Genomic DNA, 23,859 nt, shown 5'->3' with positions numbered 1-23,859 from the left:
TCTACCGGACCGATGCCGGCTCCAAGACGACAGGCTCAGGTGTTGTAGCGGCTGCCTGGACGACAAGCTCGGCTGAGCCGGCATTCTGTGCGTGTGCGGTGATGGTGATGGCTCCCGCTGCCCCTGTGGGGCGCACGATGGCGAGCGCACGGCCGCGATACGTGGTGGTTAAGGTGCCCGTAAATGCTTCCGTCGGCGCCGGCGCTGCTGTTCCGAAGCCGATAAGTTCACCCGGACCGGTGACAGTCAGTTGCACTTTCTCGTCGCCGAGCATCTCAACCTGACCGTTAGCGCCCACAAGGGCCAGTTCGGCGAAAACCAGTTCAGCTTCGTCCGCTGCGATACTTGTGTTGTCGGTGGTGAGACGGAGCCCCACCTGGCCGTTGGCGCTTTGAAGGGTTGTCCTGGAAACTTCGTTGCCGCCTCGGTAGCTCACAGCGGTGAGCGACCCCGGCTCGTATGGCACTGTGAACTTGGCGACGTAACCCCGGCTTCGGCCGGCTCTGCGGCGCCCGATCCGGCGGCCGTTGAGGAATAGCTCTATATGGTCATCGGCTGAATAGACCTCGATCTCTGCCTTGCGTCCCTCGCACCCGCGCCACGACCAGCTTTCGACGGCGTCTGTTACGCGCCATGCCGACCGCACCATGGGCACTCCGCTGCGGTCCAGGGGTCGCACACCGATCGCCGGGGCGTCCAGGACACCCCAAGCAGCCTGCGCCAGGCGCAGGGTGATGTCCGGCTGGCCTATGAGATCGAACATGCCAGGGCCCGCCAGGATGTGTGGGTATGGCTTGGAAAAGCCCGCTCGTTTCCCAGGGACCCAAACCGCGACTCCGGCTTCGCCCAGGTACTCCCAGCCTGCCCACACAAAGTCCCCTATGACCGCGGTGTTCTCCTCCACCAAGTGCCAGGACCGGGCGACGTCCGCGGGCAACGTTTCCGAGCCGAGAATTACCCGTTGGGGGTAGACGCGCAGGTCCCGCTTGTACCGGGCCAGGCCGTAGTTGTAACCCGCGACATCAACTGCAGCGAACCCATCCCTGGATGCCTTGTCCGCCTGTGGGAGCCTCGAAACGAGGTCCATCATGCGTCCGATCTGGTTGATCCAAACGTTCGCTTCGGTACTTCCGGCCAGCGATGTCTCGCCCTCAGCCTCAGGAGCTTCTTTGTAAGGGGACTGGTTGAAGACCACCATCGCGTTCAGGAAGAGGTTCGTTGCAAGGGTGACCGGCCGGTCCGGGTCCAAACGATGCAGGTATTCCGTGATCTCCCGGGCCACAGTGACCCCTTCAGGCGTTGCAGTTTCCGGGATCTCGTTTCCGGCGGCATACATGATGACCGACGGGCGGTTGCGGTCTTTTTCCACCATGCGGTCCGCGTCCTCGGACCAGGTGTCCCGGAACCTGCTTGCCGAGTCGTACCGGGTTTTGGAAGCGAACCAGTAGTCGGCGAGTTCATCCAGGACGTACATGCCCAATTCGTCGCAGGCATCCAGGAGGTGCCGTGACATCGGGTTATGGGCACTGCGGATAGCGTTGAAGCCCGCCTGCTTCAATAACCGGATGCGCCGGTATTCTGCTGCCCGGTGCGTAGCGGCGCCCAGAATTCCATTGTCATGGTGAATGCACGCACCCCTAAGCAAAGTGCTGACTCCGCTGATTCGCAGGCCCCGCTGGGCATCAACCGTGATCGTCCTGAGCCCCACCTTCTCGCGTCGTTCATCAATCAGCCCTTCAGCTGCATAAACCTTTGCCACGAGTTCATAGCGGTGCGGTGTTTCTGCGCTCCAGGGTTTGGGGTTCGGGACGTGCAAATCTAGTGTTCCCGCCGCTCCATTTGCCTTCGCGGCGGCGACCAGAGTGCCGCCGTCGAACAATTCCACATAGATGCCTGCAGCGTCGTGGGGTGTGTTCAGGTCATATTGCACTTCGAGCGTTGCGGCTTTGGCCGTGAGGGCCAGCGTGCGCACCCGTAGACCGTCATTGGCGAAATGGAGGGCAGGTCGCAGAATAACGGAAACTCCGCGATATAGCCCTGAGCCCGGGTACCATCTGCTTCCCGGCTGAAGTGAATTATCTACGGTGACGACGATTTCATTGGCAGCACCCCAAAGGACCTGGTCCTGCACTGCGAACTCGAATTCGGTGTACCCGCCGCGTATGGAACCCACTGCTTTGCCATTGACGGTAACCGTGGCGTCGCCCTGGACACCCTCAAAGCGCAGTGCCGCACAAGCAGCCGGATCCTTCGGAGCACTCCACGTGGTCCGATATGTGTAGAAGCCACCGGGGAAGTAGGCCACATCCGCACCTCCGGGCGCGTCAGGTGTGCGGGTCTCGTGGATCATGGCATCGTGCGGGAGCCTGACTGAAGTCCAGGAGCCAGCACTGGTATTGGCGAATTCCCAGTCAATGAGGTTGATAGCTTCGGTGGGCATGAGACTCCATCGTCGAGGCGGTAAGAGGTGCTTCTTGGTGTGTGCTGAAAAGACTAGCACGCGCAAGTAGGTGCCGCCGCCGATATGCCGGCACAATCAGAAGTTCAGATCGCGAGCCCTGCGATCGGCTCCACACGGGCCGCACAAAGGCCAGGCGGTGTTTTAGGTCGACGCCCGTCGGACGAGAGTGGCCACCGCATTGGGCTCCCCTTGGGGCACGTCCCTGCCGTCCACGGCGTTCAGTGCTGTCAGTGCCAACAGCCGGCCCAGTCCTTCGACGTCCATACGGATAGTCGAGAGTGCGGGCACAAGAATCTCGCCCCACGGGTCATCGTCATGCCCGATGACAGCAAGGTCACCGGGGACCGCCAGGCCTTGGCGCAATGCGGCACTGGTAACAACTGCCGCGATCTCGTCATTGAAGGCAACCACCCCGGTCACACCCGCATTCACCCACTCTCGGACGGCAACCTGGGGCGAATCGTCCTGGCGGTCGATCTGACGGCAATCCACTTCACCAAGACCAAGCTCCAGCGCCTTGTTGGTGACGATATTGCGACGGGCCTCACCAAAGGAGCGCAGACGGTTGTCTCCGGGCGCCGCGAAAGCTATTTTGCGGTGGCCGCGTTCAACGAGGTGCTCCACCTGCAGTTCCGGCCCCGCGACAATACTCGGCCCTGTCTGCCAGGCGGGCGTATGCGCATCCGGAACCGGGACAATGTTGGTGATACCACTCGCCCGTATCGATTCCACTTCCTCCTCCGAGAACGGGAGAAGCCCAATAACGACGTCCGGATCAAGGGACTCCCACAGCGGCCTGGATGTTTCGTGAATTGTGTAGGTGACCAAAGAGTACCCGGCCTCTTCCAGAAAACCGGAGGCCTCGGCGATGTGACGGCGCATGCTGTATTCGAGAGGCCAATCGGGAAGGACCAACAAGATGATGCGGCTTCGACCCCGGGCCAAAGCTTGAGCGGCCGTGTGCGGACGATACCCGAGCCTCGCAGCTTCGTTAATGACCCGCTTACGGGTTGCCTCCGAAATGGTCTGGCCTCGCGTTTTATTCAGGACGAAACCCACGGTAGCCCTGGAAATACCCAAAGACTTCGCGACATCCGCTGCGGTAACTCTACGGCCTTTATTCTCCGTGCTCATCCAAAAATCGTACCTTGCGCGAGCTAGTACCCCCTTCTGTCGTGGAGCGCACCGGACAACGCTTCAATGACTTGGCCGAAGCGAGGCAGCAATGATGTCTTTTGGCGAGGCCGAAGCGCTGACGACAGTTACTACGGCAACCCCACGATCAAGCCGAAACGGCAACACCGCAGCAAACTGTCTGCACCAGCTCGGGCTGTTTCGCAGCAGAGGGTTAATCAGGATCTCGGTTTTTATCCGTTCCCTTAACAATTGGCCCTGCCGCGACCAACAACAGGAACAGGGCACGGAAAAGAAGGTCCGGGGCTCTGTCGGTCCCGGACCTTCCGCAGGTCGAAGCAACGGCTTACGTGATTTCCAGTACTGCCGCCAGGTCAGCCTCGGAATCTCCGCCGACCCAGATATCGATCGTTGTAGCGTCTTGAACGTAGTCGCGGGTGGCTGCACTCCAGTACCGGAGTTGGTCCGGTCCCAGCTCAAACTCCACGGTGCGGGTTTCGCCTGCCTTAAGCGAGATCCGCTGGAAGGACTTGAGTTCCCGGACGGGTCGGGAGGAGGTCCCGTAGCGTTGGTGGATGTACAGCTGGACCACTTCATCGGCGTCCCGGTCCGACACGTTGGTCACGTCGCAGTTGACGGTAACAACATCGCCTCGGGCGATTGCCGCCTGCCCGGTTGAGAGATTGCCGTACTTGAAGCTGGCATAGGACAGGCCGTGGCCGAAGGGATACAACGGCGCATTGGATCCTTCGAAGTAGCGGGACTGCTGATGCTCCGGTTCGAAGGTCCGGTGATGGGAGTAGATAAGCGGCACCTGACCTACGTGTTGGGGCCACGTAAAGGGCAACCGCCCTGCCGGACTGACAGCGCCAAGCAGCGTACGGGCCACCGCGTCCCCGCCCCGGGTACCGGGATACCACGTCTGAACGATGGCAGGGATATGCTCATCCGCCCATCGCAAGTCCAGCGGCCGGCCAGACATGACAATGAGGATCACAGGGGTGCCCGTGCCGTGGATGCGCTGCAGTTGTTCAAGCTGGCGACCCGGCAAATCCAGCGTACTTGTGGACGCCCGTTCGCCAATCTGGTTCTGCCGCTGGCCAACAACCACGATTGCGACGTCGGCACTGGAGGCGAGCTCCACGGCGTGATCGATCGCGGCGTCGTCGTCGTAATCATCCGGTGTCCGCTCGATGGAGGTGTCCAACTGATCGAAAGGCGTGGGGTAAAAACGCTCAGGAATACCCGCTCCGGGTTCGTGCAGCACTTCTGCGGACCCCTCCAGCGCCGAGCGGAGACCGTCCACAATGGTCACGGTCTCCGTCACGTCATGGTCAAAGACCCAAGGTCCAAGAGCGTCCCGTGAGGCCTGGGCCAGTTGGCCGATGACAGCAATTTTGCGAAGGGATTCGCCATCCAGGGGAAGCGCATCCGCATCGTTCTTGAGCAGCACCATGGACTGCTCAGCAACGGTCAGGGCCAGTTCGCGGTGCTCTGGCGCAGCGAGGACCGCCTCTGTGGCAGATTCCTCAGTGTAGGGGTTCTCGAATAAGCCCAGCCGGAACTTGGCAGTGAGGACGCGTTCGACGGCGGCATCCAGCACGTTCTCACTGAGGGTACCGTTTTGGACTGCTTCCGGAAGCCGTGTGTACGCGGGTTCCATCATGGCCATTTCCATATCCAGGCCCGCCGTCACCGCTCGCACGGCGGCATCTGCCTGATCCTTGGCGAAGTGCTGCGTCTCCAAAGACCGCACGGCGTTTGCGTCAGAAACCACAAAGCCATCGAAGCCGAGCTGGTCCCGAAGGATGGTGGTGAGCAGTTGGCGGTTTCCAGAGACTGGAACCCCGTTGAAGTCCATGTAGGCGCTCATCACGTTCGACGTCCCGGCGTGGATAGCGGCGCGGAACGCCGGGATGTGCACGTTCCAAAGTTCAGCGTCGGAGATGTCGACGTCGTCGTAATCCCTGCCCCCGCGGGCCGCCCCGTAGCCTGCAAAGTGCTTCACCCCGGCGAGAATCCGCTCGGGGCCGAGGTCACCTTGGAAGCCGCGCACGTTAGCGCCGGCTACGGCGGCACCAAGGACAGGGTCTTCGCCTGCTCCTTCGACGATGCGTCCCCAGCGAGGGTCCCGGGCAATGTCGACATTGGGGGCGAAAGTCCAGTGCACGCCCGCGGCACGGGCCTCCCGTGCTGCCACTGTCTGCGCCGCTTCGATCACATTTTCGGACCAAGTAGCAGCCATGGCGATTGGCACGGGGAAAATGGTCCGCCACCCATGCACGACGTCGAACCCAAAGAGGAGCGGAATGCCAAACCGGCTGTCCTCTACAGCGCGGCGCTGCAGGCGGTTCGCGAGTTCCGGGTTCCGGATAAAGAGAAGGGAACCGGCCTTTCCTGCGCTTACGGCCTCCTCAATCAGTTGCGGCAGCTTGATGTGGACACGGTGCTCAGGGGGAAGGGACTCGATGTCAAAATCGTCCGGAATCGGCTCCCCGTCCCCGGTGTAGAAATACTGTGTCAGCTGACCGGCTTTTTCCTCAAGAGTGAGCCGGCCAAGGAGGTCTTTGACGCGGACCTCCACTGGCAGTGTGGATTCACGGAAGGGCAGTACAGGCAATGGGTCCTCTGTTCGTTCTTGTTTGGTGGCGCCGGCTGCATCGTCGTGGAGGGTCATCAGTTGTCTCCGTTCGATGCAGCTGCCAGTGACTCTGAAAGGTCAGAGCGGAACTGGTCCGAGGCACCGGGGATGTATTCGAGCAGCGTGCGGATGGACATGGCAGCGGCTTCCGGGTCCTTGCCGTCCAGAGGAACACCGGGGTAATGGCTAGCGAAGGTGTTGCTGAACAGCCGCCATGCGGCCGGATCCTCGGCAACCTCGCGAATGGTTGAGTCCAGGTCAAAGGTGGTCCGGGCCGAGGCAATTTCAGCCGCATAACTCCATTGATGCTCACCAGCTGCAATCTCTACTCTCAGCCCATCCGGGTGCAGGGGCAGGACCACCTCGGCGCTGGTCCCCTCCGGAATGGCCACGTCCAGCAGGGCTGTGCCCTCTTTCACGCTCCAATTCACGCGCACTTCCCCGTGCGGGGTGACATGTTTCAGGTCTGCGGAAGTGAGATGTTTGCCCGGTTGGGGTGCGATTCGCATGCGTCGGTAGCCAGGTTCGACGGCGTTCAGCCCACCAATGGTTCGGTGCATCCAGTCCACAACCGCCCCGAGGGCGTAGTGGTTCAAGGAGGTCATTCCGGAGGGGTTGATGGTCCCGTCAGGCTGTACCGAATCCCAACGCTCCCAAATGGTGGTGGCGCCCATCGTCACCGGGTACAGGAAGGACGGGCAGCCCGTTTCCAGAAGCATAAGGTAAGCCTCGTCGAGGTGACCTGTGACAGAGAGGGCATCGGTGACCAGCGGCGTGCCGGCGAAGCCTGTTGAGATGCGGTAGCCGGCGCGGGCTACGATTTCCGCCAGCCGGTCACCTGCATGCGCTTTCTGGGTGTCGTCGAGAATATTGAAGGTGATCGCCAATGCGTATGCTGTGGCGGTCTCGTTGACAACCCTGCCGGTCTTGCTGACGAACTCGTCCAGGAACGCTCCGCGGACGCGGTAAGCAAGGGCATTGAATTCGACGGCGTCTGCCTCGTGTCCGAGGATGGCTGCGGTGTCAGCCATCTCCCGGGTGGTGCGGCACAAGTAGGCTGCAGCGACAAGATGCCTGTCGGTTTTACCACCGGCCGGGTTGTCGATCGGTGCGTCCGGATCGAGCCAGTCACCGTACTGGAAGCCAGTACTCCACAATCCGTTGTCATCCAGCAGGCCGGCAACCTGACGGATGAAGGCGGTCATCGAACCATAAGCGTCCGCAAGGATCTGTTCATCGCCATATTCCCTGTACAGCGCCCAGGGAAGGCTGACTGCGACATCGCTCCACAGCGCCGTCGGGGAAGATGGCGTGGAGAGCACATCAGGGACAACCCATGGCACATAGCCACTTTCCTTTTGTTCAACGGCGAGGTCGCTCAACCAGGATCCGAGGACACCGCGGACGTCGTAGAGGAACGCCGCAGTGGGGGCGAACGCGTTGATGTCACCGGTCCAGCCAAGGCGTTCGTCGCGCTGGGGACAGTCGGTGGGGACGCCAACAAAGTTGTCCCGCATGGACCAGACCGCGTTGGAGTGCAGCTGGTTCAGCAACGGATTTGATGTCTCGAGCCACCCGATGCGGGTCATGTCGGAGTGGACAACAACGGCCCGCAGAGACTCGGAGGTCAACACTCCGGGCCAACCGTCGATCTCGACGTAGCGAAATCCATGGAAAGTGAAGCGGGGCTCCCAGATTTCGCGTCCTTCTCCGCGCAGCGTGTACCGGGTAGTGGCCGCTGCTGTCCGGATCGTCTCGAAGTCCGCTTCGCCGGCAATCATCACCTCCGAGTGCTTAAGCGTCACTGTCGTACCGGCTGGACCTTGGACGTCGAGCCGTACCCAACCTGAGATGTTTTGGCCGAAGTCCACCACGGTGCGCCCTGAGGCCGTTGTCAGGATTTCCACGGGAGCCAGCTCTTCGATCCGCCGGATGGGCGGAGCTGTGGGCTCCACGAGTGCTTCGAGCGGCCAGTCGAAGATTTCAACAGCGGCCCACTGCGAATCGTCGAACCCAGGCTTGTCCCACCCGAAGGGTTCCAGACGCGCATCGTAAGTTTCGCCGTCGTAAATGCTGTTCGCGAGCACAGCACCGGTTCCGGCCCGGAACGAACCATCTGTAGTGATCCGTTCTGTCCGGCCGTCGGCGTACTCCACATCAAGCTGCAACCAGGCGGCTGGCCGCTCCGAATAGTGGTTGCGTTTTTCCTCCCAGCCGAGGCGTCCCAGCGCCCACCCCTCCCCCATAATTGCGCCCAGCGCATTGACTCCCGGGGTGATCAGCGACGTGACGTCGTGGCTGCTGACAACGAGTCGATGGCGATAAGAAGTCCAGCCGGGCGTCAAGACCTCATCTCCCACAACGTTCCCGTTGACGTGCGCTTCGATCAGGCCTACAGCTGTACTGTGGAGCGTTGCTTTGACCGGCAGTTCGGGTACTTCGAATTCACGACGAAGATACGAAGCGGGCTCTCCGGGTTCGCCTGTTGAATGCTTGGGGGTGATGAAAGATGCGGACCAGTCGGCGGTCATTGTGGAACTCCTTGTAACGCTGGGTATTGGCTGGCTGGTTGGGTTAGCGGACTGAGCGGACGCGCATGGCCACCATGCCGCCTATGAGGGTGAAGACGCCGGCGATGAGGTAGAGCAGGGTGTAGTTCTTTTCGCCACCCGCTACGACTCCGATTGCGAGGAATGCCGGTGCAATAAAGGGTGCAACTGCCTGCGGGATCGACACTGCGAAGCCGATGATGCCCATGAATCGTCCGGCGTTGGTGTCCTTCTCCGGCAGAACATCCAGGATGAGGGCTTGGTCGATTGCCGAGAACATGCCGATTCCCGCAGACACGATCATCGAACCAGTCACCAGCAGAGTGAAGTCGGAGGCAACGGCCATGACAACCGTGCCCAGTGTGAAAAGAACACCTGAGTAAAGGACGAAGACGCGCCGGCGACGCAGCTTGTCTGAGAGGAATCCGCCTCCAATGGCACCGGCGGTTGTAGCAACAATCCCGATCAGGCTGATGGTGGCGATGATGGGTGCGGAATCGGCAACACTGACGCCGAGACGCTCAGCGAAGAAGAACGCCGTGAACGTGGTGTTCAAGGTAAGACCGAAGTAGAAGAGGAACCGGCCAAGCCATACCCATGAGAAGTCCGGGTACGAGCGGGGGTTGTACAGGTACTTGCTGAACAGCGTACCCAGGGACAGTTTCTCGTCGAACCGGGCGTTTCGGGTGTCGTTTTCCTTCGTGAACAACACAAAGAGGGTCACAAAGATCACGCCGACCAAACCGGGCAGCAGGAAGAGCAGAAGCGCATCAGCAGCGAAGCTGCCAGCGATTACAACACCTACAACGGGCGCCACCTGGGTGGCGAAACCTGCAAGGCCGGCGACTTTCCCTCGCTGGGTTTCCGATAGCTTATCGGCCATGGATGTCAGCAGGGCCTGAAGGACTTGACCCCAGCCGAGCTGCGCGAGGACCCAGCCGATGCCGAGAACCAGCGCGCTTGGTGCCATCGCCATAACGAAGAGTGAAAGGATGCCCACCAGCATGCCGCCGATCATGAACGGACGACGACGTCCAATTCGTGAGCGCGTTCGGTCGCTGAGCACACCCAGAAGCGGAGCTGTGACCATCACTACCAAGGATCCAGCGCCGGTGATGTATCCCAGATACTCGTCACGGCCCGGCGCCAGCTCCGCCAAACGAATGGCCAATGAAATCGCCAGAGGCGTGATGAATGCTACGAATACACCGAATTGACCCAGTACTTGGAACCAGATGTACGAGGTGCTGGCTTTCTGTTCAGCCGGAGGTTGCGGTGCGTTCTGCATAACCTCCGCCAGCGCCCCCGGCGCGGTCGGCAGAGGCTGAGGGGCGGCGGGAAGATCGCCTGGGCGTATTGCCATCGAAGACTCCATCGTCAATGTCTACTAATAAGGATGCACAACTGTGAGCTGGCTTACGAGAGCGTACACCCGCAGAGCTAGCACGCGCAAGTAACTTTGTATCGATTCATTGCGATGAGGTCTTTTGCCTTTGTGTCCACACCGGTGAAGCGCGGCCGGCAGAACGAGCATGGCCTTTCGCCTCGATGCAACAATTGCCCTCGATGCAACAATTGCCACAGCAGCGACCCGCCGGCGATGCGGGGTTGGTGGGAAGACCGCACGCCAAGAACCTGCGCCACGCCAGGCTGGAGTAGCCCGCTCCTCTCTGGGCGCACCTGTGCCCGGCATTGGTGAACCTGAACCATTGCCGATGCTTCGAACTTAGACACCGCCACGCTCCTGCTCGCACAATCGTCATGCGACACCCATCCAGCGCATTTCAGTCTGACCATTGCAGTCGCTAAAGACTCGCCAGCAGCCAACACCGGGCGCCACCCCTTCAAGCGGCCCTCGCAACCACCATGCGGGCCGCTCCCCACTGCCCTTGGCGCCCCAACCTACATATGAATTATTGACTAGGAGTTCGCCAAACGAAGGAGGCGTCGTGCAGCACGTCGCTCAGCTTGGCGGTCGGGGTCAGCTGTCGGCGAGGCGAGCAACAGGCTCCGTGTATATTCGTGCTGCGGGTTGGTGGTGACTTCTGGGGTTTGACCGGTCTCGACCAATTCGCCTTGATACATCACCGTGACGCGGTGGCTGATATGCCGTACCACTGACAGGTCGTGCGTAATGAACAGGTAGGCGACGCCGGTTTGGCGTTGCAAGTCGATGAGTAGATCGAGCACTCGTGACTGGGTGGTCAGATCCAAAGCCGAAACGGGTTCATCACACACGATAAGGCGTGGTTTAAGAGCCACGGCTCGGGCAATAGCAATTCTTTGCCGTTGCCCGCCGCTGAACTCTTTCGGGTAGCGTTGGGCGGCGTTAGCCGGCAGTCCGACCGAGTCCAGCAGTTGCCGCACGGAGTTGCGAGCCGCCTGTGAGGACGTTCCTTGGGCGATGAGCGGCTCAGTGAGGATGTCAGCAATCTGAAGGGAGGGGTTCAAGGACGTGTACGGATCCTGAAAAATCACCTGAATGTCGCGGGCGAGGGGTCGCCGTTCGCGGGGGTTCATGTGGGTGATGTCGCGCCCGTCAAACTTAATCGTTCCGCCGGTCGGTCTAGCGAGACCCAATACCGCCCTCCCAAGGGTGGTTTTTCCCGAGCCGGATTCCCCTACGACGCCGAGCGTCTCACCGGGGGTGATTTCGATGGAAACGCCGCGGAGCACCTCCGGTGACGCTGTGCGGAACCCGGTGCCAGGGTATCGGAGACGGAGGTCGGAGACTTTTAGCAGTGGGTTGCTCATCGAGCATGCTCCTTGTTCAGTGCAGACGGCGCCGCTGCGGGCGGGTCAGAGCGGGTCGTGTTCTCATCCAGAATCGCGGCGATGAGTTGTTGGGTATATTCCTTGGACGGCGCGTGGAAGATAGATCTCACGTCGCCCGACTCCACCATTTCCCCGTCCTTCATAACAACCACTCGATTGCAGAGATCGGCGACAACCCCGAAGTTGTGCGTTACCAAGAGGACTCCCATGCCGAACTCGCCTTGGAGATCACGCAGAAGGTCAAGGATCTCAGCTTGCACCGTCACGTCCAGGGCAGTGGTGGGTTCGTCAGCGATGAGCAGCTTTGGCCGCGATGAAACAGCCCCGGCGATAAGGACGCGTTGGGCCATGCCACCGGATATCTGATGAGGGTAGGACTTGAAGGTTCGTAGAGGATCGGGAATGCCGACCCGAGCCAGCAGGGCCAGAATGGTGGCCCGCGCTTCTTTCTTCGACATACCAGCTGTCAGGGGTTCTATGAGTTGGCTACCGACGGTGAAGGACGGATCCAGGTTCGACATAGGCTCCTGGGGAATGTATGCAAGGGCACTGCCCCGCATGCGCCGTAGTGTGCGGTCATCCTGCGCGGAAATCGGTTCGCCTGCAATTTCGAGTAAATCGGCGCTGACCCGGGCTTGGCGGGGCAATAGGCCGAGAATGGAGAAGGCTGTCTGGGTCTTTCCTGACCCGGATTCTCCGACGACACCCACGACTTCACCCAGGTTGACGTCCAACGACACTCCTTTGACGACACTCCTGTAGGTGCCATCGGCCTGCGGATACTCGACTCGAAGATTTCGAACCGTCAGCAGGTTGCCTTTGCTTCTGGCTTGATCCTGGTTGCCATCAATGCTTGCAGCGCTATCAGTGGCACCAGTCTCTTCTATTGGCGGCACTACTGTGTGCGTGCGCGGCTTCTTGGGTACGGCGTTTGGAGCTGCGAGGGAGTCCCGGTAGGCGTTGGCGAGCATCACTAAAGCGCCGGTCATGACGGCCAGGAAGAGGGAGGGCCAGAGCATCTGAATTGGATGCTGGTAAATGTTCAAGAACGCAGCTCCCGCCATCAAGCCGAAGCTCGGTAGCTGGCTGGACCCTAGCCCAAGGAATGCCAGGCCTGCCTGGATGCCAATGGAGGCGACGGCGAGAAACGCGGAGGCGATGATGATGGGGCCTCGAACGGCGTAGAGAACGTGACGGGAAAGGATGCGGACGTTGGAGAGCCCCGCTACGCGCGCGGCGTCCACGTATAGTTCGTTCCGCACGCCGAGGACGAGATTGCGGACCAGACGGAAAATGCCAGCCGAGATGAAGATCCCGAAGACGCCCATCATGATCTTGTAGTCGCCGCCGGTGATGGGGTAGAGAATCATGACAAGGATCAGTGCCGGGAAGGTCATGACCAGGTTGAACAGCCAGGACAAGGCTGCGTCTGTGCGTTTGGCTACATAGCCGGAAATGAGCCCGAACACCGTACCGATGGATACTGCCACACCTGCCCCGAGCAGCCCTGAAATGACGGAGACGTTGATTGCGACCAGACTGCGTGACCAGATGTCGCGTCCGTACTGGTCAGCACCGAGTAAGTAGTCCGGGGAGAAAGGCGGTGTGTTGACCGCCGTCAGGGAACTGAAATTTGGGTCGTGCGCGCTCAGCACAGGTTCCAGTAACCCGAGCATGACCACGGCGGTCAGAAGGACAAGTGCCCCTAGGCCAAGTGGGTTTCTGAGCATACGGGCAAACGATCCTTTGCGACGTTCTTCAACGTGATTTGCATCGAGGGTTGCCTGGCGTTCGGGGACTGTCATGTGAGCCTCGCTTTGGGGTTGAGCCAGCCGTTGGCAAGATCGACCAGGAGGTTGACAACAACGACGATAAGGATTCCGAAGAGGGATGCGCCAAGGAGCGCAGGAAGGTCTCCGGTGACGGTCGCTTGGTAGCCATATGTTCCATACCCCGGCAGAGCGAAAATTTTCTCGGCGAAGAGAGCTGCTCCAAACATGCCGATGAATTGAAGGGAGAAGGTGGTGAAGGCTGGGCTGGCAGCGTTTCGCAGTGCGTGCTTCAACAACAGTGAGCGTTCGGGCACTCCTCTACTGCGCAACGTCCTGATGTAGTCCTTTTCAAGCTCGTCGATCATCGAACCGCGGATTTGGGCGGCGAGGGCTGCAATCCCGCCGATTGCCAGGACGATGGCGGGCAGAATGACTCCCGCGAACCAACGCGTTGGCGAATCACTCAGGTCCGTATAGCCGACTGCTGGAACCCATTTCAAGGAGACCGCGAAGAGAAATACCATTCCGAGACCGAGGATCAATGTCGGGAAAATGAAGGTAATTACCGAGATGAATTGCAGGATGTTGTCAAGGATGCCCGGACGTGCGGCCGAGGCCACCCCGAGGATTGTGCTGAGGATCAGCATGAGGGCGGCAGCGACGAAGACTATGGACAGCGTGACCGGCAGCCGCGTTGCCATGGCATCCACCACGGGTTCATTCGAGAAATACGACCGGCCCAAATCCCCCTGCACCGCATTGATAAGCCAGTTGAGGTACTGCTGACCCATTGGAAGGTCAAGGCCCAGCTGGGCTTCCAACTTGGCGATTGCTTCAGGTGTTGCGTTCTTACCGAGGATGTTGGTGGCTACAGGGATACCCGCGCCGTACGTAAGAAAGAACGTGATTGCAGTAACGATGAGGATCAAGACCACGCCATGCCCTAATCGCCGAATCATGAAAGAGAACATTCATTCGCTCCTATGAAGGGTGGCGTGGAGCGACGCTCCACGCCACCTAACTGATGTTTCTATGAACCTGCCGGGGCGAAGGGCAGGACAGTCTGTCCATTTACCAAGGGCGGGGTGTACTTGACATCCTTCGTCGTGGCGTAGAACCCCGAGGTGTAGCCGATCGGTGCAGCCCAGCCATCCTCTACCAGGTACTCGTTGACCGCTCGGAATGCATCGGCCTGTTTCTCAATAGGTGCGCTGTTCGCAGCCTTCATAAGCTCGGTCAACTCGGGAGACGTGTTGTTGGAGGGGTTGAAGATTCCGACCAGGCTTCCCGCCAAGTCCTGGGCATCATTGCTTGTGAGGCCGTTGTAGAAGAAGTACGCACCGTAGTTACCCGCAAAAATCTTGGGGAACAGATCCTGGAACTGGATGGGTTCCCACGTCACTGTGATGCCAATATCACCGAGCGCCTGCGCGATCGCTGACTCGTAGGTCGTCGTCAGGGCAGTGCTGGGCATTTTCATCTCAAACCCGTCGGCGTAGCCGGCTTCGGCCAGAAGCGCTTTGGCTTGTTTGGGATCGTAGTCATTGACCTTCAAAAGATCTTCACTGAAGACCTTGCCGCGTGGACTCACCAACTGATTGGAGGGGTAGGTGCCGCCTTCACCGAGAGACTTCGCGATCAGTGATCGATCGAACGCCATGTTAATTGCCTGGCGGACGCGCTTGTCTTTCAGTGCGGGAATGATGTCCCCGTTTCGGTCGATCAACCACAGCGCGGCGATACCCGATGGTGTGCCTTCTCCAACGGTGAACTTGTCCTCAGGAAACTGGCTCCTCTGGTCAGCGGAGATGTTGACGAAATCCAGCTGGCCGGCCTGCATCGCGTTCTGCTGTGCAACCGGGTCTTCGATCACACGGAACTCAACGGTGTCGTAAGGGTATGCCTTGGAGTTCCAGTAGCCAGGGTTGCGTTTCAGGGTGTAGACAGCGCCAACTGTGGTTGCAGCGTCATCGATGACGTAGGGTCCGGATCCGACGGGCTTTAGCTTCGAGCTCTCATCGGTGAGTACCTTCGGAGAACCGATGCCCCCGATATTGCTGCTCAGGATGGGAAGTAGCGCCGCATCCGGTTCAGACAGGTCCAGGACCACAGTTGACTCATCCGGAGCTTCCACACCGGCGATCTTTGTAAGGGAACTGGCCGAGGCGGGGCCTGTTCTGGCCACCTCGAGCGAGGCCACAACCGCATTGGCGTCGACGGGCTCCCCGTCTGTGAAGGTCATACCCTCACGAATCTTGAACGTCAGTGTCTTCTGGTCCTCCGAGTATTTCCACGACTCTGCAACCGCAGGGACGACGCTTCCGTCGAGGCCGCGACCGACAAGGGTGTCGTACACCGAGAGGAACATGTAGGCCTCGCCGCCTGGCCAGTTCCCGATCTGGAAGTTCCCGGGCGCGGTTGAGAGTGGCAACCGAAGCGTCTTAATCGCGGATTTATTTGCATCTGGTCCGGTGTCACCTGTGGAGGAACATCCTCCGAGCGCGAGCGCTGTAACAGCGGCAACAACCGCCGCGAGACGCCTGTATCTCATGTTCACGTTGACTTCCTTGTCTGCTTTGGATGGCTACCGGCGAGGCCGTCGGCGTCGCGCGATGTACGCACACGCTAGCGCGCGCTATCTGCGTAGCTCATCCGACTATACGGACGCCAGTTAGCGCGCGCAAGTTAAGACGTGAAATTTCTCACACCCGGGCGTAGCGGGTGCTCCTGAGTCGACCTCGTAGTGGCCGTGGTCAGCTAGCAGCGGGCGATGTACTGTCCCCCGCGCGCAGAGGGTTGCGACAGACGGAACGTCTAGGACCAACAACGTCGCCAGGACGTGCCCTACCTCCCTCCAGTCGTGCGGGTTGCGGCACGACCGGGCGTGATGGTGGCTTGCGCGCCTGAAGCGGCCGTGCTCTTTGATGAATTCGATGCATACCGGAAAGTGTTTGTGGCCGTCCAGCCTAACCGGACACACGAGCGGCGACGATGGAGGTGACGGCTGGCTCGCCAGGGCTTGACGCGCCGGTGACGCTTGCAAAGGCTCAGGGCTCGGCTCCTATGGGGCCCGGCCCGGCAGGAATTAAACACGACAGCGCATCGCGGGGGCGGAGGCGCACGCGGGGATGACGGGAATCGGGGTGTATGACGACGACGTAACCGCGGCGAATATCAGCGCACAGGACTGGAATCCCCGTTCCTCACAAGACAAGCATCAGGCCGTATGAACGATCTGAGGGACCGCCTGCCAGGGGCGGTCCCTCAGATGCTGGTGGTCCTGGCTCCGTTGTCGTGACCGTCGTTGGTTCAGCGCCTATTAGCGACCACCCGGCCTTTTCGATTGGGAGAAGAGTGTGCAACTGGGGCAGAGCTGCCGGCGTCATGACTTCTCGTGCCGAGGCTTCGGTGAGACGGCTTACGAACAGGCCGCCCACTGCGGGTGACCCGACACTGGCACCGATCTCACGCGTATGAGTTTTGGGGTGCCGGTACATTGGAGCAAAGCAAGGCGAAACTCCGGGCGCGAGACATGGCTGTCCCGTTAAATGTCCTCCCTTGAGCTGACCGCCTTTTGTCTTCGCAGCCAACGACCTGTCTGCTGTCACAGTCCTCCCGGCCCAAGCCTTCTTCGTGGGTAGGAACGGCAGGCGCAGACAAGGTCGAACGCTGGGTGTTTGACAACAGGTGGGGCGCGACTATCCGCGTGGGGAGGCGGGCAGGTCGAGAAACCCCCAGGTTGGCGGAATTTCCCTTTTTCGGCTTTAACTAGGACGCGTAGGAGGCTGGCAGGGGAATCGGACGAAATCGTTGGACACGGACGAAGACCAGGCTCTACACACGATCATTCCGACAACAAACGTCGCCTGAGAGGTTGCGATGCGGCGGGAAGATCGCCTGGCTGTGTGTCCATCGAAGACTTCATCGTCAAGCTGTTTGGGAAGAACGCACGGTTGTCAGCTGGCTCAGGAGAGCGTACCTTCAGGACTAGCGCGCGCAAGTTTTGATTGATTTATAAAATCAAGCATGCAAATTGTCGGGTCTTTTCCGCTGGACCTCAATGTCATGAGCCAGCTCATGCACCTCTGCGCCCGCCTTGATTGACATTCACATACATCGCGTGACCAAAGGAGATCATATGTCGGTTCGGAAAATATCCCTCACACGGGGGTCAGCGGCACGCAAAGCGCTCGTCAGTGCGACGGTAGCCGTCGCCGTCTCCATCGGGAGTCTGCTCACCGTGCCCGCTGCCACCGCTGCCCCTGCCTCGAGCGCCGGGCAACCTGCGGGCAACGGCCCGTCGGCGTGCACCCGTGCCTTACCCATCGGCAGCTCCAACTTTGTGGTGGATTTCGGCGGTGAGCCGTTCAACGTGCAGGTGCACGTGCCCTCCGCTCCTTCGCATAAGCAGCTCCCCCTTGTGCTTGACCTCCATGGGTCCGATAGCAATGCCGCCTCACAGTCCTACGTATCCGGACTCGCGGAGATCGCAGATGCGGAAGGCTTCATCGTCGCCACCCCGGAGGGGAACATTCCCTTCGCAGCAGATGGACCATCCGGAGCCACCTGGGGATGGAACGTGCCGGGGGTCCCACTCACGCTGGGCAATTTGCCATCCCCTGACGCACGTGATGATGTGGCGTTCCTACGAGCCGTAGTCAAACAGATAGACGGTGCCGCGTGCGTGGATGGACGCCGGGTGTACGCGACCGGTTATTCCGGTGGTGGGCGCATGGCATCAGCACTGGCATGCGAGGCATCCGATGTTTTCGCGGCCATCGCACCGGTGGCCGGGCTTCGTGCAGGACGCAGCGCCGCGCCGGACTATTTGGTGCCCGCGCCGGGCACCTGCGAGCCGACTCATCCGGTTGCGGTGGTGACCTTCCATGGCACCGCGGATCCGGTCAATCCGTATCAGGGCAATACCGATCCGCGCTGGGGTTACAGCACGCAGGCCGCCGCGCAGGAATGGGCTCACTTGAACGATTGTCGTGTAGGTCCTGTTGTCACCCAGTACAGCCCCGACGTCAAGCAGTACACCTGGAGCAAGTGCTCGAAGCAGGCCGACGTAGTGCTCTACGAAGTTGCCAATGGTGGCCACACCTGGCCGGGCAGCGCTGTTCCCTTCGAAGCCTACGGCGCCGGTTACTCGACCCCGGAGATCAACGCATCCCAGACGATGTGGGACTTCTTCAAATCACACCAGCGCCGCGGATAAGAAGCAACGGCGGTGGGAAAAAGCAGTCGGGGTGACTGTCGCATCGATAGTCACCCCGGCTGCAGTTTGTCGGATCAGCCAGCCATGTGGCGCTCCCGACAGGGCGGTTCCCGCTGCCCCTTGTCTCCGGGCGGTTCCGCAAGCATCAACGCCATCTTCACGATGCGCGACGAACATGCCAAATTTTTTGAACTGCGCGCGTTGCTGGTACAGCCACGGTCCCTCGGGTGTCCTCCTCGAGTCGATTCATCCACTCGGAGCCCTGAGCCGAAATTTCAATTTTTACCGTGGTCTAGAAGTTATGGCGGGCCGGATCAACCGCCTTGCCGGAGGCGAGCGTCCGCGCGGTGTTGCGGCGGCCCGACTGCGGGCAGCAGCCAGGGAGGGCCCTGCCGGCGAGATCGCGCACGACGGCAGGGGCTCCTGTCGGGGTCGTCCATGTGGCCGTTGTGCCTGGGACATCTGCTTTCGGTGCGGGTATCGGTGCCCGCCTGCCAGTGTGGAGGCGGCATTGCTTGCGTTGAGCGGTTCGATGGAGGTGGGGACGCCGGCTGCAGGTGCGAGGCATTCTTGTGTGCCATTCACTACAGCGTCCGGGTTGGAGGCGAGTGTTCCGCTGCCCGCCAGATATAGGTTGAGGGCGTTCGCCACTGGGTAGGAGGATGCGCTGCCGTAGGCGGGGCGGCCGAGCCGGCGAAGGCGACCCAGTCGCGCATGTACTCGAACTCGGGCCCTGTATTTTTCGGGCCTCCCTTGAGGTAGTGGTCGAACCAGTAAGCGAAGCGGACCATGACGTAGTCGGTAGTGAAACTGGGGTTGCTCTTTGTGAGCTCTCCGGGAGCGTCCATGCTGGTGCTGTCATGGCCATGTGAGATCCACATCATCTTCACCGGTGTGCCTAGCCTCTTCAGGGCCTGGTACGTGGCAACGGCCTGGTTGAGCGGGAACAAGGAGTCGTGTTCTCCCTGGACCAGCATCGCCGGTGCCTTTGATGCTTGAGTAGAAGGAGGCCACCGAGATGCGTTCGAGAGCGCCCGTAACGTCCGGTGGGAAGTAGCCCGTCGCAAGACCGGAGTTGACCGCCGAGCAGAAGACGTCGGTCAGCCAGGGCAGGAATCAATGGTCGACGGATCCACTGGACTAGTGAGGTAACTCTTTTCTGCTACTGCGAACAGCCTGGCAAGCCAGACAGACTTCGCCGCTCCCGGAGTGGAGGCTGTGACACCCGCAGTCTGGGCGGTGCTGTTCGGAGCGAGTGCGGAGGGCAGACCGTTCCACGTGTCGATGGGAATGATCGCATCGATGCGATGGTCGACGCTTGCCGCTGCAAACTGGATCGCACCGCCATAGGAGGCACCTAACATACCGACCCGCGGGTCGTAGGCCCGGGCGATGCCATCAAGGTCCTTTTGGTCGTGGACTGGGGTTAGCCTCTGTTGGTGGACACCTGAAGTAGCGGGATCCTTGGGTTCTGCGGGAAGGTGTTCTTGTGAGCACGACACGAAGAAAATTCACTCCGGAGTATCGGCGGGAGGCTGCCCGCCTTGTGATTGATACCGACAGGGCCGTAGCGCCGGTGGCCAGGGAGCTCGGCTTGGGAGAGCAGACTCTGGGCCGGTGGGTTGCCCAAGAGCGTGCGCGGCTGGCGGCTCCCGAGGAGTCCGCGGCAGCTGAGGCGGGAAACTCTGAGCTGGAGCGTTTACGCCGGGAGAACGCGCAGTTGCGGATGGATAACGAGTTCCTGGGAAAAGCCGCAGCCTTCTTCGCTTCCAAGCAGCAGAGTCGGAATGCTTCGAGCTGATGGAGGCCGAGAAGGCTAACTACCCGGTCCAGCGGATGGCCCGGCTTTTGGGGGTGTCCCGGTCCGGGTTCTATGCCTGGCGCCGGAGAAGCACCGAGGCTTCGGAGCGGGCCGTAGCGCGGGCGGAGTTCGATGCGAAGGTCCGGCGTGCTCATGCGGATTCGTTCGGGATCTACGGGTCCCCTCGAGTCCAGGCTGCCCTGGCCAGAAACGGGACCGGCGTTGACCGGAAGACGGTTGCCTCCTCGATGCGGCGGCAGGGCCTGGAAGGGATCTCGCCACGGGGGTTCCGCCCGGTCGCTCCGATCGGGGAGGTGCGGGTGCATTCAATCCCGGATCTGGTGACCAGGAAGTGGGACACCGGTGCCTTGGACGCTGTGTGGATCTCGGACATCACGTACCTGCGCACCGATGAAGGCTGGGTGTATTTGTGTGCTGTCCGCGACGCCTGCTCGCGGCGGGTGATTGGGTGGGCGATGGACGCTGTTCAGACCACTGCACTGGTGGAGCGAGCACTGCGTATGGCTTACATCCCGCGCGGGGCTGCCCCTGCCGGGGTCGTGTTCCACGCCGACCGCGGCACCCAGTACACCTCTACTCAGCTCCACGAGGTCTGCACCGGACTGGGCATCCGCCAGTCTGTCGGCCGGACAGGCGTGTGCTGGGATAACGCAATGCAGGAATCATTCTGGTCAACACTGAAGACCGAGTTCTACGACCGGCGCCGCTGGACGACAAGGCACGACGCGATACGGGCAACGGGCCGCTGGATCGAGGAGTTCTATAACCGGGCCCGGCTGCACTCGGCCTTGGGCTACACCACACCCGTAGAGCATGAACGACTCCTCACTACCGAAAAACCTCAGCCGGCAAAAGCCGCCTGATCAACTGTCCACGACTTGCGGGCAACCCCAGGACGACGACGTTGAGCGGAGGTGCGGAAATCGTGTGAGCCGCGTTAGTGTAGGCGATCGCCGGGGCGCCCCCGAGGTAGCTGACGAGCTGACTGGCAGCTTGGCCGTCGATGCCCGGATCGTCGAGGGTCACTGAGCAGCTCAAACCGCCAAACCCGAGCCCCGAGTATGCAAGCACTGCGTAGTCGCGCCTGGCGAAAACCATGGCGAGATTGGCCGGATCCTGCGTGTCCCTCGAGTTACCCCAACCGTTGGTCATCAGCAGCGCGGGAACCCGCTTCGTGCGGCTCGCGTAAGGGAGGTAGAGGTCACCAATGATGTCACAGCTGGATCCGTTCTGCAGGCCTGTGACCCTGAATGCAGAGTCTGCACCGAGAAGCCGACATCGGCATGGGCGGCGGGTACGGCAGTCCCTGCTACTAGGAGGCCTGCGGTGACCATGGCGACAACTTTGGTCACCGTCCGTAGCCTTGGGGCCGTGGTTAGACGCCTTCCTCCATCCATGGACCTGGGTGGTCGTCGTCGACCGCGGAAGAGCAGGTCGCTAAGGCGCTCCCCGACAGGCTTTCGGGGAACCGTGTGTGAGCCTGACGTGGCCCTCGCGCCGGTGGGCAGAAAATTGAACATCTTTGTACATACCTTCCTCATCGTGATCGTCATGCAGACGGTTCTTTCAAGAGCGGTGGTTTGTATGTCAGAGAACGGACAGGATGCGCGCATCGCCATGATTCCGGCGACGGCAGCGCAGAGCGTGCCGAAGATCAAGGGGGCCGGGTAGCCTCCGAGCCACGTGATGTGGCCGCCAGCGACGACCGAGGAGAGTACCTGCGGCAACACGGCAGGAAAGCGAAGTCCCGCCCCTGGTTTTTCCTCAGGTCCCTGCTCCTGGGAGCGGGATCTCGCGCAGTCGGGACTGGATGATGGTCTCGTGGGGGCGTGTCCGGCCAGTTCCCGGTAATCGGTGTAGCTCAATTTGTTGCGCTTTCCGGAAGGACAGCAGGGGAGGCTGGGTTTTCTGCATAGTGGGTGGCGAGTTCGCGTTTGAGGATCTTCCCGCTGGGGCCCAGTGGCAGTTCGGTCATGAGTTCGATGATGCGGGGGTATTTGTAGGCTGCCAGCCGCTCTTTTGCGTAAGCGCCGAGTTCGTCCGCTGTGATGGTGCTGCCCGGGGCTGGAACGATTGCGGCGGCTATTTCCTGTCCGTGGACCTCATGGGGAACGCCAAAGACGGCGACACTGACTACCTGGGGGTGTTGGTTGAGAATTTCTTCGACTTCGCGTGGGTAGACGTTGTAGCCGTTCCGGATGATCATGTCCTTCTTGCGGTCCAGGATGCTCAGGTAGCCGTCGCTGTCCTTGACTCCGAGGTCTCCGGTGCGGAACCATCCCTCCACGACGGCTTCGGCGGTGGCGTCGGGGCGGTTCAGGTAGCCCTTGAACAGGTTGTGGCCCCGCACGACCAGTTCTCCGAGTTCGCCACGGGGCAGCAGTTCAATGCTGTCGGTGATTTCCGGACGGGCGATCTCGACATCGACACCCCAGATGGGGGTGCCGATGGTACCGGGTCTCGGTGTTGTGCCCACGTGGTTGAAGCTGGCTACCGGGGAGGTCTCGGTCAGGCCGTAGCCTTCGTGGATCTCCGCCCCGAAGTGCTCACGGAATTTTTCCAGTACGGCTACTGGCAGCGAGGAGCCGCCGGAGATTCCGTAGCGAAGTCCTTGGGGCCGGGTTGGATTGGCCTTGGCGGCTTCGAGCAGCGCCACATACATGGTGGGCACGCCGAAGAACACGTTGATTTCGTGTTTGTGCAGCAGCCGCAGCGCGGCCTCCCCGGTGAACCGGGGGCACAAAACGATGGTGGCGCCGGCGCGCAGGCCGGCGTTGAGCACGCAGGTCTGGCCGAAGGTGTGGAAGAGCGGCAGGCCGCCGAACACTTTATCGCCGGGCCGGAGGTCGAAAGTGCTGGTCAGCAGCACATTGACCTGTTCTACCAGGGCGAAATGCGTCCCGAGGGCGCCTTTCGGTTTCCCGGTGGTCCCGGACGTATACAGGATGGTCGCGGTGTCCTGTGCGCTGCGCGGGACATAGCATTGGATGGGGGTTGCGGCCGCTGCTTCGGCTTCCAGCCGGGCGGGACGTTCGGCGCTCTCCGGTGCCAGTACTGTCAGCACCTCGACGCCGGCCGCTGCGGCGCCTGGGGCGCCCTCGCCGAGCAGTTGGGCGGCGCAGATCAGCAGCCTGGCTCCGCTGTCGCGCAGCACGTACTCGATTTCGCTGCCCTTCAGCAGCGCGTGGATGGGGAGCACGACCCCTCCGAGCGCGAGGACGGCGTAGTAGACGCGGGCGAAGTCCGCCACGTTGGGGATGAGGATGGCGACGGGGTCTCCCGGTCCGATGCCGCGGGCACGTAGTGCCGCGGCGTAAGCGCGGGTCTGGTCCCAGAGTTCCCCGTAGGTGGTCTCTTCATCCCCGACGACGAGGGCGGTAACGTGCGGAATGCGAGCCGCAGCCTCGGCGAGGATGGCCGCGGCGGAGATGGTGCCGTAGCCGTCATTGGCTGGCGGGTTTGTCATGGTGGATTGTCCTTGGTTAGG

The 23,859-nt window shown here is 61.1% G+C and carries 14 protein-coding genes; 3 read left to right on the top strand and 11 right to left on the bottom strand.

Going from position 1 to position 23,859, the window contains the following annotated elements:
• Position 1: 1 nt before the first annotated feature.
• From EYS21_RS16825 to EYS21_RS16785, 9 genes are all read right to left on the bottom strand, one after another.
• Entirely contained in the window at positions 2–2,440 is a 2,439-nt protein-coding gene (locus EYS21_RS16825; RefSeq protein ID WP_131134382.1) for a glycoside hydrolase family 2 TIM barrel-domain containing protein, read from the bottom strand.
• A gap of 162 nt (positions 2,441–2,602) precedes the next feature.
• Complete coding sequence (locus tag EYS21_RS16820; protein ID WP_131134381.1) at positions 2,603–3,595, bottom strand: LacI family DNA-binding transcriptional regulator; 993 nt, start codon at positions 3,593–3,595, stop codon at positions 2,603–2,605.
• Between the two features lie 346 nt (positions 3,596–3,941).
• Positions 3,942–6,272: a glycoside hydrolase family 3 N-terminal domain-containing protein gene (locus tag EYS21_RS16815; protein ID WP_131134380.1), complete on the bottom strand. Its 2,331-nt coding sequence runs from the start codon at positions 6,270–6,272 to the stop codon at positions 3,942–3,944.
• Positions 6,272–8,767: a glycoside hydrolase family 78 protein gene (locus EYS21_RS16810; RefSeq protein ID WP_131134379.1), complete on the bottom strand. Its 2,496-nt coding sequence runs from the start codon at positions 8,765–8,767 to the stop codon at positions 6,272–6,274. The genes EYS21_RS16815 and EYS21_RS16810 overlap by 1 nt, the downstream gene beginning before the upstream one ends.
• Before the next feature lie 43 nt (positions 8,768–8,810).
• Positions 8,811–10,160 carry an MFS transporter gene (locus EYS21_RS16805; RefSeq protein WP_242633462.1) on the bottom strand — a complete coding sequence of 450 codons (1,350 nt, stop codon included), beginning with the start codon at positions 10,158–10,160 and terminating at the stop codon, positions 8,811–8,813.
• A 545-nt stretch (positions 10,161–10,705) separates the two neighbouring features.
• Positions 10,706–11,539, bottom strand: coding sequence for an ATP-binding cassette domain-containing protein (locus EYS21_RS16800; RefSeq protein WP_131134378.1), 834 nt, complete (start codon positions 11,537–11,539; stop codon positions 10,706–10,708).
• A complete protein-coding gene (locus EYS21_RS16795) occupies positions 11,536–13,365 on the bottom strand; it encodes a dipeptide/oligopeptide/nickel ABC transporter permease/ATP-binding protein (RefSeq protein ID WP_131134377.1) in 1,830 nt (609 codons plus the stop codon). The genes EYS21_RS16800 and EYS21_RS16795 overlap by 4 nt, the downstream gene beginning before the upstream one ends.
• A complete protein-coding gene (locus EYS21_RS16790) occupies positions 13,362–14,303 on the bottom strand; it encodes an ABC transporter permease (RefSeq protein ID WP_131134376.1) in 942 nt (313 codons plus the stop codon). Before EYS21_RS16790 ends, EYS21_RS16795 begins: the two co-directional genes overlap by 4 nt.
• A 59-nt stretch (positions 14,304–14,362) precedes the next feature.
• Positions 14,363–15,883 carry an ABC transporter substrate-binding protein gene (locus EYS21_RS16785; protein ID WP_242633469.1) on the bottom strand — a complete coding sequence of 507 codons (1,521 nt, stop codon included), beginning with the start codon at positions 15,881–15,883 and terminating at the stop codon, positions 14,363–14,365.
• A gap of 1,569 nt (positions 15,884–17,452) precedes the next feature.
• On the opposite strand from EYS21_RS16785, the gene EYS21_RS16780 reads away from it, so the two are divergent.
• A complete protein-coding gene (locus EYS21_RS16780; RefSeq protein WP_131134374.1) occupies positions 17,453–18,550 on the top strand; it encodes a PHB depolymerase family esterase in 1,098 nt (365 codons plus the stop codon).
• 584 nt (positions 18,551–19,134) lie between these two features.
• Here EYS21_RS16780 and EYS21_RS16775 read toward each other — a convergent pair.
• Positions 19,135–19,617 carry a prolyl oligopeptidase family serine peptidase gene (locus tag EYS21_RS16775; RefSeq protein WP_278184750.1) on the bottom strand — a complete coding sequence of 161 codons (483 nt, stop codon included), beginning with the start codon at positions 19,615–19,617 and terminating at the stop codon, positions 19,135–19,137.
• 422 nt (positions 19,618–20,039) lie between these two features.
• Between EYS21_RS16775 and EYS21_RS16770 the strand changes: the two genes are divergently transcribed.
• Positions 20,040–21,235, top strand: a protein-coding gene (locus EYS21_RS16770) for an IS3 family transposase (protein ID WP_131134372.1) whose coding sequence is annotated in 2 segments (ribosomal slippage) — positions 20,040–20,307 and positions 20,307–21,235 — 1,197 coding nt in all. Because the reading frame shifts where the segments join, the coding sequence is not laid out codon by codon here.
• Positions 21,236–21,884: 649 nt separating this feature from the next.
• Positions 21,885–22,043 (top strand): hypothetical protein, encoded by a 159-nt coding sequence (locus EYS21_RS23450; RefSeq protein ID WP_165478338.1) that lies wholly within the window; start codon positions 21,885–21,887, stop codon positions 22,041–22,043.
• A gap of 190 nt (positions 22,044–22,233) precedes the next feature.
• Here EYS21_RS23450 and EYS21_RS16765 read toward each other — a convergent pair whose 3' ends face one another.
• Positions 22,234–23,838: a long-chain fatty acid--CoA ligase gene (locus EYS21_RS16765; RefSeq protein WP_131134371.1), complete on the bottom strand. Its 1,605-nt coding sequence runs from the start codon at positions 23,836–23,838 to the stop codon at positions 22,234–22,236.
• Between the last annotated feature and the right edge of the window lie 21 nt (positions 23,839–23,859).

The sequence above is a fragment of the Arthrobacter sp. S39 genome (assembly GCF_004320525.1).
Classification (GTDB): domain Bacteria; phylum Actinomycetota; class Actinomycetes; order Actinomycetales; family Micrococcaceae; genus Arthrobacter.
The sequence above is the reverse complement of the archived record's forward strand: the minus strand, read 5'-3'. Positions and strand labels throughout refer to the sequence as shown.

Excerpts from the sequence above, each read along its gene's own strand:
- EYS21_RS16825 (WP_131134382.1), bottom strand. The coding sequence starts at position 2,440 with ATGCCCACCGAAGCTATCAACCTCATTGACTGGGAATTCGCCAATACC.
- EYS21_RS16820 (WP_131134381.1), bottom strand. The coding sequence starts at position 3,595 with ATGAGCACGGAGAATAAAGGCCGTAGAGTTACCGCAGCGGATGTCGCG.
- EYS21_RS16815 (WP_131134380.1), bottom strand. The coding sequence starts at position 6,272 with ATGACCCTCCACGACGATGCAGCCGGCGCCACCAAACAAGAACGAACA.
- EYS21_RS16810 (WP_131134379.1), bottom strand. The coding sequence starts at position 8,767 with ATGACCGCCGACTGGTCCGCATCTTTCATCACCCCCAAGCATTCAACA.
- EYS21_RS16805 (WP_242633462.1), bottom strand. The coding sequence starts at position 10,160 with ATGGAGTCTTCGATGGCAATACGCCCAGGCGATCTTCCCGCCGCCCCT.
- EYS21_RS16800 (WP_131134378.1), bottom strand. The coding sequence starts at position 11,539 with ATGAGCAACCCACTGCTAAAAGTCTCCGACCTCCGTCTCCGATACCCT.
- EYS21_RS16795 (WP_131134377.1), bottom strand. The coding sequence starts at position 13,365 with ATGACAGTCCCCGAACGCCAGGCAACCCTCGATGCAAATCACGTTGAA.
- EYS21_RS16790 (WP_131134376.1), bottom strand. The coding sequence starts at position 14,303 with ATGTTCTCTTTCATGATTCGGCGATTAGGGCATGGCGTGGTCTTGATC.
- EYS21_RS16785 (WP_242633469.1), bottom strand. The coding sequence starts at position 15,883 with ATGAGATACAGGCGTCTCGCGGCGGTTGTTGCCGCTGTTACAGCGCTC.
- EYS21_RS16765 (WP_131134371.1), bottom strand. The coding sequence starts at position 23,838 with ATGACAAACCCGCCAGCCAATGACGGCTACGGCACCATCTCCGCCGCG.